The sequence below is a fragment of the Thermocladium modestius genome (assembly GCF_055398215.1).
Genome location: NZ_AP043731.1, coordinates 1,350,643 through 1,365,080 on the forward strand (window position 1 = coordinate 1,350,643; position 14,438 = coordinate 1,365,080).

13 protein-coding genes are annotated in these 14,438 nt (G+C 52.7%); 5 read left to right on the top strand and 8 right to left on the bottom strand.

Features of this window, described 5'->3' with window-relative positions; all coding sequences use genetic code 11:
• Positions 1–16: 16 nt before the first annotated feature.
• Positions 17–2,044 carry a hypothetical protein gene (locus ACZ5ZS_RS07005; protein ID WP_188596866.1) on the bottom strand — a complete coding sequence of 676 codons (2,028 nt, stop codon included), beginning with the start codon at positions 2,042–2,044 and terminating at the stop codon, positions 17–19.
• 207 nt (positions 2,045–2,251) lie between these two features.
• Between ACZ5ZS_RS07005 and surE the strand changes: the two genes are divergently transcribed.
• The 3 genes from surE (at position 2,252) to ACZ5ZS_RS07020 (ending at position 5,698) form a co-directional block, all read left to right on the top strand.
• Positions 2,252–3,061, top strand: coding sequence for a 5'/3'-nucleotidase SurE (gene surE / locus ACZ5ZS_RS07010; RefSeq protein WP_188596867.1), 810 nt, complete (start codon positions 2,252–2,254; stop codon positions 3,059–3,061).
• A gap of 458 nt (positions 3,062–3,519) precedes the next feature.
• Positions 3,520–3,810: a DNA-directed RNA polymerase gene (locus ACZ5ZS_RS07015; RefSeq protein ID WP_188596868.1), complete on the top strand. Its 291-nt coding sequence runs from the start codon at positions 3,520–3,522 to the stop codon at positions 3,808–3,810.
• A 73-nt stretch (positions 3,811–3,883) separates the two neighbouring features.
• Positions 3,884–5,698, top strand: coding sequence for a ribosome biogenesis/translation initiation ATPase RLI (locus ACZ5ZS_RS07020; RefSeq protein ID WP_188596869.1), 1,815 nt, complete (start codon positions 3,884–3,886; stop codon positions 5,696–5,698).
• Between the two features lie 66 nt (positions 5,699–5,764).
• Here ACZ5ZS_RS07020 and ACZ5ZS_RS07025 read toward each other — a convergent pair whose 3' ends face one another.
• Complete coding sequence (locus ACZ5ZS_RS07025) at positions 5,765–6,286, bottom strand: hypothetical protein (protein WP_464858619.1); 522 nt, start codon at positions 6,284–6,286, stop codon at positions 5,765–5,767.
• Entirely contained in the window at positions 6,204–6,770 is a 567-nt protein-coding gene (locus ACZ5ZS_RS07030) for a radical SAM protein (RefSeq protein WP_464858174.1), read from the bottom strand. Before ACZ5ZS_RS07030 ends, ACZ5ZS_RS07025 begins: the two co-directional genes overlap by 83 nt.
• Before the next feature lie 98 nt (positions 6,771–6,868).
• Between ACZ5ZS_RS07030 and ACZ5ZS_RS07035 the strand changes: the two genes are divergently transcribed.
• Positions 6,869–7,552, top strand: a complete 684-nt coding sequence (locus ACZ5ZS_RS07035) for a MarR family transcriptional regulator (RefSeq protein WP_188596871.1) — start codon at positions 6,869–6,871, stop codon at positions 7,550–7,552.
• 4 nt (positions 7,553–7,556) lie between these two features.
• On the opposite strand, the gene ACZ5ZS_RS07040 is transcribed toward ACZ5ZS_RS07035, so the two are convergent.
• From ACZ5ZS_RS07040 to ACZ5ZS_RS07055, 4 genes are all read right to left on the bottom strand, one after another.
• Positions 7,557–8,027 carry a helical membrane plugin domain-containing protein gene (locus tag ACZ5ZS_RS07040; protein ID WP_188596872.1) on the bottom strand — a complete coding sequence of 157 codons (471 nt, stop codon included), beginning with the start codon at positions 8,025–8,027 and terminating at the stop codon, positions 7,557–7,559.
• Between the two features lie 9 nt (positions 8,028–8,036).
• On the bottom strand, positions 8,037–9,203 hold the full coding sequence (locus ACZ5ZS_RS07045) for an NAD(P)/FAD-dependent oxidoreductase (RefSeq protein ID WP_188596873.1): 1,167 nt from the start codon (positions 9,201–9,203) through the stop codon (positions 8,037–8,039).
• A gap of 26 nt (positions 9,204–9,229) precedes the next feature.
• Complete coding sequence (locus tag ACZ5ZS_RS07050) at positions 9,230–9,601, bottom strand: DUF1641 domain-containing protein (RefSeq protein ID WP_188596874.1); 372 nt, start codon at positions 9,599–9,601, stop codon at positions 9,230–9,232.
• A 123-nt stretch (positions 9,602–9,724) separates the two neighbouring features.
• Positions 9,725–11,053 (bottom strand): class II fumarate hydratase, encoded by a 1,329-nt coding sequence (locus ACZ5ZS_RS07055; protein ID WP_188596875.1) that lies wholly within the window; start codon positions 11,051–11,053, stop codon positions 9,725–9,727.
• Between the two features lie 111 nt (positions 11,054–11,164).
• Here ACZ5ZS_RS07055 and ACZ5ZS_RS07060 point away from each other — a divergent pair, with 111 nt between their 5' ends.
• The gene (locus ACZ5ZS_RS07060; RefSeq protein ID WP_229657738.1) at positions 11,165–12,802 is read left to right on the top strand and encodes an ATP-binding protein; all 1,638 of its coding nucleotides are present in this window, start codon (positions 11,165–11,167) and stop codon (positions 12,800–12,802) included.
• 53 nt (positions 12,803–12,855) lie between these two features.
• Here the strand turns inward: ACZ5ZS_RS07060 and ACZ5ZS_RS07065 are convergent, their stop codons facing one another.
• Positions 12,856–14,310 (bottom strand): MFS transporter, encoded by a 1,455-nt coding sequence (locus tag ACZ5ZS_RS07065; protein ID WP_464858178.1) that lies wholly within the window; start codon positions 14,308–14,310, stop codon positions 12,856–12,858.
• Positions 14,311–14,438: the final 128 nt, after the last annotated feature.

The window sequence follows — 14,438 nt, forward strand, 5'->3', positions numbered from 1 at the left end:
GCGATTTTATAATCGATTATATATTTTCTATTTCTGCACCCTCGCCGCCCTTACTCTTTCTTCCCTTGGTGAAGGCATACAGCAACATGCCGGCTCCCCCGAATCCCAACGCGGTTAGCAACGCCTCGCCCGTGGTTATCGGCATTCCATCCAGCACGGTCAATATATCCGTGTTTATTATTATCGGCTTGCCTTGATTCGTTATGGGCAACACCTTGGTGTACTTGGCATAGCGAAGCTGGGCGGTTACTTGATAGGTGCCAGCGAGCACTCCATTCACGTTGCTTGTCCCCGCGCCGTTGGTTATGGAGCTGTATGTCGGTCCATACCCTATCCTGTATAGGGTGACGTTCACGTTGCTCAGGGCTTGGTGGAACTGTCCCTCCACCACCACTGTGACGTTATACACGCCCAGTTGTAGAGTTATGGGTTGGTTGGTTAATGTGTTTACGTATCCTATGTAAACGGGTGCACCCCTATACGACACCGTGAATTGAACTGGGTCGGGCGACTTTATGGGTATGTAGGCGATTCCATTGGAGTTCACGGTTATTGGTCCGTAATTCACCCCATCCTGCGTGGCAGTGACTGTGGCGCCGCCCACGGGGTTGCCGTTAGTGTTGAGCAGCTGCACCTGGAGGGGAGACCAATTCACATACACCTCATACTGGCCCGGCTCGCTTACTCCGAGGGTGCTAACCGCTATGTAGGCCTCGTGGCGGGTGGGGGATATGGACACCAATCTATCCACGGATCCCCACGGCAGCTCCGAGTCGGTGTACCCTCCATAGGAGACGCCGCTGGGAGTCACTATTTTCTCTATGGATGCGACCTCGGGCAACTGCACCACCAGCGAGGTCCACAGTCCATTGCTTATATCGCTTGGAAGCACGGTCGCCACCAGGTTTCCGTTTTGCCACTGTCCCACTTGCTTATAGAGTATGGGCATATACGTCACGGTCAACGGCGAGGACGTTGGGTTCTGTACCTTAAACACGTTGTCGTAGATGACATATATGCCGATTATCGGTGCGAACTTTATGAACGGTGGAAGTATATAGGTTATTCCAGCCACGCTTATCAGGTTATACAGCGTGTAAACCGGCATCACTCTATTCGCTATTACTTGGAACTTCACCGGGTTCTCGCCAACCACTAAGGGCTCCACTGTGTATACGACCGCCACATAGCCGAGCAAATTCCATCCAGCCGGCACGCCGAAGCTAGATGAGGACACAACTAAGCTGCTGTGCGGGGAAACCGTGGAGTTGAAGAACTGAGTTCCCTTCACAAGCATGGCAGACGGCATCTGGTATTGAGATCCATACGCTATGCCCACGGAGTACGTGCCCGGCGGCAGCTTGGCCATGTCCAATTGAAGTGCCTTCTCCTCTATTTTGAAGTAAGTCACGTTTTGATACCAATTATCCACTAGCTGGGAGAGCGAGGTTCCATTGGGCAGATATGCATTGACCAGCTCGAAGGGGGCATTGTTGTCTATGGTTAGTTGAACCACTTGATCAGTGACGTATTGGAACGTGTAGTCCGGCGCCGTTATGTTGATGGTGGATGTTTGGGGAGTGAGCGGTATGTATTCCTCCTTAACGAACGTCGCGCTTATCACTATGGTGGCATTCACGGTGGACTGGCCATTGTTTACTATCACCAAGCTGGAATTCGTGGTGTACGCCGACGTTATCATGCCATATTGGTTCTGGGACACCAAGACGCCAGCCCCGCTCACGGTCAATGCCGGGGTGGGGGTTGGGAAGTATATCTCCAAGTACTTCAGTGAGTAACCTGGCCCGGGGGATAGGGGCGCCTGCACTGTGCTGGATTGGCTGGGCTGAAGCGATATGGAGCTGGTCTGGTTTATTATATCGGTGTAGGTGAGCTCGGCATAGTATGGCAATTGAACCGTGACTGGTTGATTCTGGGCCGCCAGGGTGCTGTTAATGGTAGTTGTGGAGGCGTGAAGCGCCGATGCCGTGATGCCCAGCGCTATCACAAGCATCAGCGCGAGTTTGGGAATTGACCACCTCATGAATTCATACCCCTCTTGATCTAAATATATAATAATCGTTTAGGATAGGAATGGTAAAACCACGTGGCAGTGATTGACGTATACGTGCACAGCATTTACGCAGTCTACAATTTACGCGATCATAATGCGATGGGCGGGTAACGACGCGTCCAATTAATATCCAAAACGCTTAAATAGATGAATGAACATCGATAAATCCTTCGCGGTATGAGATTGCTCTTGACAAATGATGATGGAATAGACTCCCCCGGCCTGCGTGCGTTGGCAATGGAGCTCCACGAGGATGGGCACGAAATACACGTAATCGCCCCAGAGGTTCAGAGGAGCAGCATTGGATCTGCGCGCACCTACGACAAGCCGCTCCGTTTGATTCACAGGGAATTGGGGTATCCCATAGACGGCGTTTATGCGATAGATGGAACGCCGGCCGATGCAGTGTTCATAGGGGTTAAGATGTTCCAGCCCGACGCCGTGGTGAGCGGCGTGAACTTGGGCGAGAACGTCGGCTTGGAATCCCTTTTCATAAGTGGAACCATAGGCGCGGCGATCCAAGCATCGCTAATGGGATTACCCGGAATCGCCGTATCCATGGTAGTTCCACAGGATAAGAAGTTCACCAACTCCGGCATTCCCGTGGAGTATTTCAAGCTTGCCATTTCCATAGCGTCGACCATAATGGGAATGATAGAGGCCAAGGGCTGGTTTTCTGGAATAGACGTGTTGAGCATAAATGCTCCTGACCCCATTAAATGGAACGGCGAGGTCGTGGTGACCGATGCAATGAGCAGGCGATTATTTAAGGAGGAGCTGGTCAAGACGGTTGATCCCCGCGGGTCCCCGATATTCTGGAGATGGGGGCATGAATTTGATGAATTGGATCCCGATAGCGATGCCTACTGGCTGTATCGCCGGGGCTCAGTGGTGGTCAGCCCCATTTCATTCAATAAAGACAGGAAAATAGATACCGCTGGCTTGCGCGATGCGCTCAGCAAGATAGGCAAAATAATTCCAAGCTAGCGGTTCCTCCGCGGGCTTGAAGCTGGCTTGCCGCGCGTGCTAAGTTAATTAGGCGATGTGGTAGCAATGCTTTTAAAATGCCGCTGGAGTGGAAGGGTATGGTGGACAGCATGCCCCATCTATCAATGGAGGAAGAGTGGGATGAAGAGGAGGAGTGGGAGGAGGAATTCGAGTCCGAGTGGGAGGAGGAATTTTAATCCTTCTCATTTTAAAGGCAAATCATAGCTCTCGCTGGTTTCCCATCAGCGATGCATCGCGTGCAGTCATCAATAGGTGATCCATTTATGGACGAACCGCCAGCCTTGAAAATAACAACGGGGAATCTAGTCAACGCGTTTTCGGCGGCGACGGTTATTGTAATCGATTTCCTAATCCCGAGGCTAGCGTTTCTGCGTTTTATACCTGGCTGAGACCTTGTATGAGGAAAGGTTTTAAAGGGGAATGAGGAACCTAATGCAATGAGATTTTGTCCTAAATGTGGTACCTTGATGGTGCCTGCCAAGGGTAAAAATGGAAGGCAAGTGCTTAGGTGCCCCAAGTGCGGCTATGAAGAGGAGGTGGACGCGAAGGCCAAGTCATCCTACGTTCAGACAAAGGAGATAGGCGAGGACAAACACAGGAAGATAGCTGTGGTGGAGGAGGAGAAGGATAACTTGTCGGAGGAGGAGAAGGAAATGATAGAGGACTATCAAAAACAATTGTTGGAGAATCTATACGAGGATGAGCGCGGCGGAGAGTCCGAGGATTAATGCCCATTTTCTTAGAGGCAGTTGGTGGAGTATGCGTAATAATATTTAAGGAGAGCCGCCTCGGCGATTCAAAATGAGCAGGATAGCAGTAGTGGATAATGATAGGTGCCAGCCCAAGAAGTGTACCCAAGAGTGCATACGCTTTTGTCCGTTGGTGAGGACGGGGAAAAGGGCCATTTATTTTGACGAGGAGATCAAGAAGCCGGTGATAACCGATCTATGCACTGCATGCGGTATATGCATTAAGAAATGCCCCTTCGATGCCATAACCATAATCAACACTCCAGCCGAGCTGGAGGGGGAGTGCATTCATCAATACGGTCCCAGCGGCTTCAAGCTCTTCAGGCTTCCCATATTGAAGCCCGGCAAGGTGATTGGAATAATAGGTCAAAACGCGTTGGGCAAGACCACGATAGCCAAGATATTGAGCGGCGAGGTAAAGCCGAACCTGTGCTCCAACAACTCCAGCGAATCAGCAGTGATTCAATACTTCAAGGGCACCGAGATGCAGACATACATGGAGAGGCTATACTCGAAGGATTTGAGGGTGGTTCACAAGACTCAGTATATAGAGGCCATTCCCATGTATGTTAAGGGTAGGGTCAAGGATGTTCTCTACAAGGTGAAGGGGGACGAGAAGGCCGTGGGTGAGGTCATGGAGAAGCTGAATCTATCTCACTTGGGTGATAGGTTGCTTTCTGAGTTGAGTGGTGGTGAGTTGCAGAGGGTTGCTATTGCTGCTGCTTTGCTTCGTGGTGCTGATGTTTATGTGTTCGACGAGCCGACGACTCACTTGGACATAATAGAGCGGTTCAGGGTGGCCAACGCCATAAGGGAGCTGGCGGAGGAGGGCAAGTACATCTTGGTGATAGATCATGATTTGGCCATAATGGATTACCTGTCCGACTTGGTGGTGATACTATATGGAAAGCCAGGGGCATACGGCATATCATCCCATGTTAAGGGCGTTAAGGAGGGCATAAACGAGTATCTGAAGGGGTACTTAGTGGATGAGAACATGCTGATCAGGAAGGAGCCTGTCAGGTTTAATATGAATCCCCCCTCCCGCAATGCCCGGGAGGACAAGCTTTTGCTGGAGTGGACTCAGTTGAGGAAGAGGGTGGGATCGTTCGAGTTGACGATCATGCCGGGCAAGGCATTTAGAGGAGAGGTGATAGGGATTATAGGCCCTAATGGAATTGGGAAGAGCACTTTCGCGAAGATGCTGGCCGGCGCATTGGAGCCGGATGAGGGTATAATAGTGCCCTACGGAAGCGTTGTGATGAGTTATAAGCCGCAGTACGTTAGTGACATAGCAATGAAGTTGGGCGACATGACGGTCGGCAATTACATTGCCAGCGTTGCCGGGCCGGAGTATCAATCCAATATACACTGGCCTGACCTAGCAAACGGGTTCACGTTGATCCCATTGATGGATAGGTTGCTTTCTGAGTTGAGTGGTGGTGAGTTGCAGAGGGTTGCTATTGCTGCTGCTTTGCTTCGTGGTGCTGATGTTTATGTGTTCGACGAGCCGATGGCGTACTTGGACGTGGAGCAGAGGATGCGGGTCGCGCATGTGTTGGTGAAGACCATAACGGAGAAGGAGGCCTTGGCGTTCGTTGTGGAGCACGACATAACGATGCTGGATAGGATCAGCACCGCGGCCCTGGTGTTCCATGGGGAGCCAGGCACCAGCGGAACCGCGGAGCCGCCGTCAGATCTCAGAACCGCTATGAATCAATTCCTAAAGATGCAGGACATGACGTTTAGGCGGGACTCCAGCACGGGAAGGCCTAGGTTCAATAAGAAGGGCTCGGTTCTGGATAGGACGCAGAGAGAGCTCAATGAATTCTACTACTTCGTGGACTCGGGCAGGGAGGAGCGGTGAATCGTCCCTAGGCCTCTATGACTGGGCCCGCGGGAATCGGCGCGCGGCATTGCTTGGGTAATAGGCCTACACGCCTATGAATATGTTGTCCTTGTTCCTTATTATTCTAGTCCTGGTTCTCTTGTTTGGAATGCAAGGGCGGCCCACTATTGTTATCACCCTATCGTATATGTTGGACCCCGTCCTCCGCAGCGGAACGGCCAGGCACTCCCCGTTGAATATGCCGGGCGAGAGCATTCTGACCTCCACCACGTCGCCCACGTCGTAGGGTTTCGGCAATTCCTTCGCCGGAGCTATGGACATGGACTCCCCTGTCGGTATTAGGTCCAGCCCCACTTCAAGCGAGAGTTTCCTTAAGTGGTTCCAGAAAGAATCCCAATCCTCCTCATCTATGGGATTCCGTCCCCGCTTGTGCCTCAAGTATTTCTGTATTAGGAGGGGATACTTTATCCTGTCTCCCATCTTCAACGCCATAACTAATCGCCCCATTTTCTCCATCTCACCCTCATTCAAGCCTGGCAGAAGCACGGGGGAGATTATGACTTGAAGCTTCGTGTTGTTGAGTATGAAACCCAGCTTCCTGAGCACTGAGTTCACGTCGTAGAAGTTGGTTCCAGACAGCTTGCGCCAGGGGTGGGAGCAGAGCGTCCATGCTCAGGTTTATCCTGGTTAATCCAGCCTCCTCCAGTTCCTTTATCTTGGACTCGCTGAGCATGTATAGCCTGGTCTGCATTGATATCACGTCCACCACCTCCCTTATTTCCTGGACCAGATCCACTAGGTAGGGATAATTGCCGGGATCCCCCATTCCATCTATATGGGCCTCAACGCGTGTTCCCTTATATGAGGCCACCTCCTCCACTGCATTCACTAACGCGTCTGGATCCACTATGTACTCCGCAGCCCTGGCCCGAGATTTGGGGCCCGCGTTAACGGAGCAGAAAATACATGATAGGGCGCAGATGGACGTGGGCCTGACCTCCACCACGTTTGTTCCCCTATCCACTACGCCGAAGGCCAGGGTACCCACCATTGGGTACTCAGTCCCCACTCGAACTAAGGTTCTCCTCACGTTGATTGTCTCATTCATTTGGACTTGTGTCCCAGATGAATACAGGAGTAGGATTTATATTTGTAGTAGCCATGTGCAGGAGATAGTAGAGACCGGGAATGACAATAAGGGTATTGGAGGGAGTTGTGGGAGGCAATCACCTACCTGTCCAGACAATAGCGCTGCTGCCGAAGTCGGCTTTCGATGAATTAATAGAGGCCCCCCTGAAGTATGAATTGATGGGTATATTGGCGAATGGGCCGGCCACGGTCACCGAGGCGTCGGCTAAGCTTCGTCTCTTGAAGGGCGCGGTGCACAGGCACATAAAATCGCTGGAGGAGTTGGGATGGATAAGGCAATTAAGCGCGGCGGAGGCAAAGAGACTCAACCTGACCAGGGAGGCGAACAGGATATACTACATACCCACAGCCTTGGTTTACTTGGGGTACTCCATAGAGTACGATAACGATAACACCGTTATAAAGATGCTGAGCAATTATGGGGCATTCATTGATTCCAGGAAGGGCAAGTTCATATTGAGGACCCCGACGGCCAGGATGCCGCTTTGCGAGAGTGAGTGCCCTGAGCATCAGTACTGCTCTGATTGGGCCATGAGGACAGCGAAGCAGTTCAAGGTGAACGTCGTCCCGGATAGAATGGAGTCGGCGGACTCCATAATATTGAGGATCCTCTACTCGATAGCGATGAGGGAGTTGAAGAGCAACATGGACAGGAACCCGCTCTTTATATTCAGCACGAGATTCGACAATGTTTATAGGGAAAAAATGGGATCCCCCGTATAGGGGGTCACTGTTTCTTTGATGTGCAGCTGCCCATTATCTTGAGGAGCTGCATCGCTACTCCCAGCCCCTTCTTTATGTCTGGGTCGTTCAAGGCGCTCATCAAACCGAAGACGCCGTTCACCGGCTTTGCGTTGGATATGGTCTCCATGTTTAGGTTCTTGCCCATGCACCCGCCCAGGGATTGCATCGTCTCCTTCAGCTTTATCACGTCCTGGGCATCCAGCTTATTCATTGTCTGGATGGATCCATCCAGTAATAAAGCCAATAACCTGAATAGCGCTGGTTCTTGGAATAGGTACTGTATTATCTCCTCGAACTTGTTTATTATAAGCATTAAGGAGTCAAGGGCCCCGCTGCGCTTCAGCTCTATCACTTGATCCAGCAGTCCCTTGACCTCATCCATGTTCTCCGACAGCATGGTTATCATCTCTAGCAGTTTCTCATCCATGTTCTGGGTTTGGGTTGTCTCTGCCATCATCATCACCTACATCGTGGTCTTTAGCCAAGTTTTGTAGAATACATCCTTTATAAGCTTACCCAGCGGGGAGGTCAATATGCTGTAGCAACTGCCCATCCAATTCGCCTTGTTATTGTTCATGTCCAGCTTTATATCACAGTTGAACATCAAACCCAGCTCTCCATAATCCATTGCGCACGTCATCGCGTTTATCTGGGCTGGGTCTATTGGTTGCCCCAGTATTTCGCCCGCTATGGCTCCCGCGCTGGCCAGCGCCGTGAAATGAACTGGGACGCCGGCGGTCGGCAATCCTATTGTAGGCATTGAGTGTTCTCCCGGCAGGTAGACGTCATCGAACTTGGGACTCCTGCCCGTGTATACGTTAGCGGCCGTCCACTTGCCCATCGGGGTATCGACCACCAACGACGTCCCCTCGAATGGCTTCGGCAGCCTGGCGGGGGGAACCACTATCAATAAGTCATACTTCACCTTATCGCTGGTGATGACGACCGTTTTGTTCTTGTCATCCACCTCCACAGGCCTAGCATTACCCACGTAGTTTATGCCCTTCTGTTTGAACACCTCCATGGTTATCTTGGCGGCCTCCGGCCCAAGGGGCTGTATTGGCTTCTCGAATGGGTGGATCAAGGTTATGTTGACCTTATCGCGGATGCCTCTCTTCCTGAAAACAGTATCGAGTTGGCCCACTATCTCGAAGGGGTAGACGCCGCATCTATATATGGGTTCGGGCGTGAAGACCACGACGTTGCCGCCGCTGAAGCTTCTAAGCGCCTCCCTTAACTTGAGCGCGCCGTCCAGGGAGAAGTTGTGGTACCCCACTCCTAGATTGTATGTCTTGAAGTCATTCTCAATGCCCAGGCTAGCTATCAGGTAATCATACGTGAACTTCCCCTTGTCCGTCTCCACAGTCCTGTTCTCCGGGTCAACCTTGGTTATGTTTGCCTTGACGTACCTCACCCCCCTCTTCGCCAGCATGGATAATGGCAACTGAGCTTGGGCTGGGTCTAAATCGCCCAACGCTATGTTGACCAGGAGCGGCGGAAGCAGGTAGTAATCGGTGTCGTTTATTATGGTTATTTCGAAGTCAGCCCTGCCCCTCAACCTCTCGGCCAGCTTCTTGGCGGCGACCACGCCCCCGACGCCGCCGCCTAGGACCAGAATTTTCTTGGCCATGGATATTTTTACAAAATATGTTTATTTTAAGTTTTTCCACCGTCGTTTCCATGGTCTTTATCGAGGTACGCCAATACGAAGCATGGAGTATCCACAGGGCATGCGCCGTTAGATGCATTTCTAATCTTCTCCGCCGTATCTAGGCATTTGCCGAGACTTCGCAGCAGGTTTATCACTAGTCCAAGCCCCTTCCTGACGTAGGGATCATTGAGGGCGCGTATGAGGTCCGCCACCCCGTTAACGGGCTTCGTTTCGTGGGTTACATTGGATGACACGCCGTACAGCGCGCAGAGTATGCATGAAGTTGCTTCCTGCACCGTCGTCTTCAATTCATCCGGCTTCATCTGGGACGCCACGCCCAGCACGTAATTTATCAATTCCTCTTCGGTTACAGACATGCAAGCCGCATTACTTAACCACTAAATATTATTTTCACCTATGGCAAGCAATGCAGCGGAGCACGAGCGATAGCGAGGAGTTGGAGTTATTTTATGCAGCACGCCATCCAGTTCAGTTTCAATTTAGTTGGGGTCTCGCTTCTTAATGATTCCGGGCCTCGTCAACTTCTCGACGTTTAAAACCTCATCTATCTCGGCCTCGCTCAACCCAACCTCCCTGAGCGCCTCCCTGATGGTTTTTCCCTTGACGATCATTTTGCCTATTTCGGATGCCTTGTCGTACCCTACCATCGGCGATATCAATGTGACTAATGCAGGGCTGGTCTCGGCATACCTCCTCATCACGTCAATGTTCGGCCGCATTCCCTCTATCACCAGCCGCGCGAATTTATCCAACGCCTCAGCCATTAAGTCGATTTGCAGTAACACGTCGTATCCCATCAATGGGACTCCCATTGCCAGCTCGAACTCCCCCAGCATGGATGCAATCGACACGGCCTCCGCCAAGCCAATGGACTGGGCCGCGGCCAGCAGGGACGCCTCCACGGTCACCGGGTTAGTCTTGCCCGGCATTATGCTGCTGCCCGCCACCTCCGCCTGGGTGGGTATGTCTATCTCGTTGATTGCGGTGAAGGGTCCAGAAAACATCAGCCTTACGTCCTGCCCCAGCCTGTATAGCTGAATGCTGATCACCTTCACGGCGTTGCTAAGCTCCACTAGATCCGTCAGTAACCGCATTGCCCTGAACCTATTCGCTGCCTTGAAGTCAATCCCCGCGAGGCTGGATATCTCCTTGATGACCAATCCAGCGAAGTCCGGATGCGAGTTCACGCCTGTCCCCACCGCTGTCCCCCCTATCGGTAGCTCCCTCACGTAGTTCAACGCGCCATGTATTGACGCCAGGCTGTGCTGGAATGCGTCCTCGTACGCAGACAACTCCTGCCCCAGCGTGACTGGCAGCGCGTCGCGGAGGTGGGTTCTGCCGGCCTTAACCACTCCCGAGTACTTCTCGGATGCCTCGTGGATCGATGATATGAGTCGCCTCAAGGCGGGCTCCAATCTATTCATGTATTCGGCGACGGCGGCTATCCTTATTGCTGTTGGAACTACGTCGTTGGATGACTGGCCCATGTTCACGTGATCATTAGGATGAACGCGCCTACCGCTTAACTCGCTTGCCCTCTTAGCTATCACTTCGTTTATGTTCATGTTAAGCCCAGTCCCAGACCCTGTCTGGAACACGTCCAGCACCACTTCGCCGTCGTGCTTGCCGTTGATGACCTCCATAGATGCATCCATTATAGCGCTCGCCACGTCCTTATCCAGTAAGTTCAACTCCATGTTGACCTTGGCGCAGGAGTACTTTATGACGCCCATGCTCCAGATTATCCGTGAAGGAAAGCGCGTGCCCGTGTTTAGGAATAAATCCCGAGCCTTCTCCGTGTAGCTCATTCGTTGAATCAATTCACCATACCTATAAGCCTTACGTCTCCTCTCAAGCCGTTGAATCAGCGGCTGGATTTATCCGTTATCGTTAATACGGGAGATCCCTCGACATCATCGGTGAATTACCTAGGCGTTATCTACGAGGTGGATGGAGTTAGGGGGGCCAAGATGAGGGTATTCAGCGATGCGGAGGACGGCATCTGGATGGGCAAATTCGTCGTGATAGACGATGCTTACCCCGTGCTGTCTCGCGTCATTTCAATAGATAGGAGGAATTACCTATCCGATGAGCGCATGATAGCCCAGCTGGACAGCAAGGAGAGAATGGATGAGTTGAGGAAGTACGGCTTCGACTTGGAGTACATATCGACGTCCACCACGGCCTCCCTATCCATAATAGGCAAGTTCGGGGGCAATGGCTTGCTGCACATAGATAGGCCCATAAAGCCCTACAGCCTCGTGTACGACGCTGACGATAAATTGATAGAGGCATTGCTGGGCGCGGGCGGCGATTCATCGCTTGACGTGGGGGTGATAAAGGGGTCCCGGGTCCATGCTAGGCTAGATCCGGATAAGTTGGTCACCCATCACTGCGCAATACTGGCATCCACGGGCGCCGGCAAGTCGTGGCTAGCAGGGGTGATACTGGAGGAATTGACGTTGAAGGTGGGTCTCCCGATATTAGTGATAGATCCTCACGGGGAGTACTCAGCCATGCAGTACCAGGCGGAGCAGGACCGCGCATCCAAGGAGGAGGCGGAGGCCGGGGAGAGGGTGTCGTCCCTCGTGTCCATATACATTCCAGGTAAGGTAGATGTATCCTCCATGGATAGGCATTACGCGAAGAGGTTCGGCCGCCCCAGGCGGTACGTTAGGGTGGGCATGAACCCACGATCGATGCCGCTGGGCATTTTGGTCAGGTTACTTAATTACTACTACGGATTAACCGATGCCCAGAGGCGAATACTGGAGGAGGGGTGGGTGTACAACTCGGTCTATGAGGAACCACCCCTCACCCCCATAGATGACCTCATCAAGGAGATAGTGGAGACGGGGAAGAGCGCTGCGACGAAGGGGTACGGCGGGGAGATAGCGACGTCTTCGCTAATGACCAAGTTAAGGATGCTGTTCGAGAACAGGCCCTTCTTCATAACCAGGTACGGGGATTACTATGGGAGCGAGCCCATAAGGCTGCTGGACGTGCGAGGCATGCTGTCCACCCCCGGGATAAAGGTGCTCGACCTGAGCTCGCTCGACGTGATGGATCAGCAAGCCCTCACCGCCGTCGTCCTGGATGAGGTGTTCTCTCTGGCCAAGAGGAGGTCAATACCGCCCACCTTCCTCTTGATAGAGGAGGCCCACAACTTCGTGCCCAGCAAGGGCTCAGCCATGAGCAAGCAACCCATATTGAGGATAGCTAGGGAGGGGCGCAAGTTCGGGATAGGCATGTGCCTGGTCTCCCAGAGGCCCTCCAGGGTGGATCCGGACGCATTGAGTCAATGCATGACTCAAATATTCAAGAGGATAATAAACCCTCTCGACTTGAAGTACGTAGAGTTGATAAGCGAGTACGTGTCCAGGGAGGAGGTCGGCCAGCTCCGCGTATTGAACTCGGATGAGGCGTTGGTGACGGGGCTATCGGTCAAAATACCGTTATTAATAGGCGTGAGGAGGCGGTTCACGGCGCATGGCGGGGAGACCCCCTCCATAGAGGAATCCCTAAAGGACTTCCTGGAGGGGAAACAAGGAAGTTGATGACTAAGACCACTGCTGATGAGTGATGACGGTACAAAGCGCTGATGCCGGGCCTAGGCAGCGCTGCTGGCCGTAACGGTCTCAGCCTCTCCGGCTCCGGCTAGGGCAGATACCTTGTAGTTCTTGGTCCACAAGGCCACCAAGAACGTCAGTCCCATCATTATCATGCCCGTCATGAATATGTAGTTGAACGCCGTGGAGGAGGGCAGCACCGCTATGGGGATGATGTTGCCATTGAATAGCGTGAAGTAGACGGTCTCGTACGAATCCATTATCACAGTGGATATGACTGGCCCGGTGGAGCTGCCGAGGGTCCTTATCAACGTGTTCATGCCGATCCCAATGCCGTGCGCGTCCTCAGGCACTGATACAGCAACCATGTTGACCAAGGGAACAATGATGAATATCAGCCCCAGCGATGCCACGACGGTATCCTCCACCAATGCCAGCGAGGATCCCCTGTTAACCATCATTAAGTAGAATCCCAATGCCCCAATCAAGGAACCAGCCATCAAGACGGGCTTCGGCCCGCTCTTGGCCACTATCCTGCCGACGAATGGGCCCACCAATGCCATGGTCAACGCGACGGGGCTCATCAATAAGCCCGTCTGTATTATTGAGAGTCCAAGTCCGTACGGGGCGGGCAGCTGCGCGTAATACGTTATCGCTATGAATATGAGGAACATGCCTATCCCGGAGATGAGCCCGGCCAGGTTGGACACCATTACATTCCTTATCCTGAATAGATCTAGTTTTATGAGGGGCTCCGCCTTCCTCCTCTCCACAAACACGAATGCGGTGACAAGCGATAATCCGAGCAAGAGAAGCGCGAGCTGCGGAGCGCTGGCCCAGCCGGAGTTGGGTCCCTGCGTCATATAGACGAGCACCGAGGCCACTCCCCCGCCCAGCAACGCGGCGCCCACGTAATCAACGCTCTCCCGACTCTTAATGTCGGTCTCCTTCAAGTACTTGAGCGATATGAAGAACACTATCAAGGATAATATGAAGGCCGTGTGGAAGGCGTATTGCCACCCGAGGTCCTGAACTATGTAGGAGCCTATCAGGAGCCCCAGCGCGGGCCCTATGGCTAGGGTACCGCTGAGTATTCCCTGGGCGAACGCTATTCGTTCCCGCGGGAATATATCAGTTATTATAGCGATCGCTATGGGGAACACCGCGTATCCCAGTCCCTGGATGGCCCTTGCCCCTATTAGGAACCCGATGGATGGGGAGAAGCCTGCCAAGCCCACGGCCACTATGTAGAACGCGACGGCCATCACGTACATCCTCTTCTTCCCGTAAACGTCGGCCAATTTTCCGAAGAGTGGGGAGGCCACCGCGCCAACTATTAAGTAGGCGGAAGTGACCCAGCCCACCGTGGTGGCGGTGGTCGAGAAGTCATCCTGTATCTTGGGCAGGGCCGGCACCACCATCGTCTCCACGTAATTTATGAGGACCAGCATCAACGCGAGTATGAGCAAGGTCCTGATGGCCTCCTTCCCATCCATGGAAAGCCGCCGATGCGTGCCTGAATAAAAACATTTCGAAATCGATATTTTTTCAGAACGAGTCGTCGGTCAATGCATGGATTCGAGTTTATCGTGGGTATCCCTATATCCGATTTTCGTCGCCACGT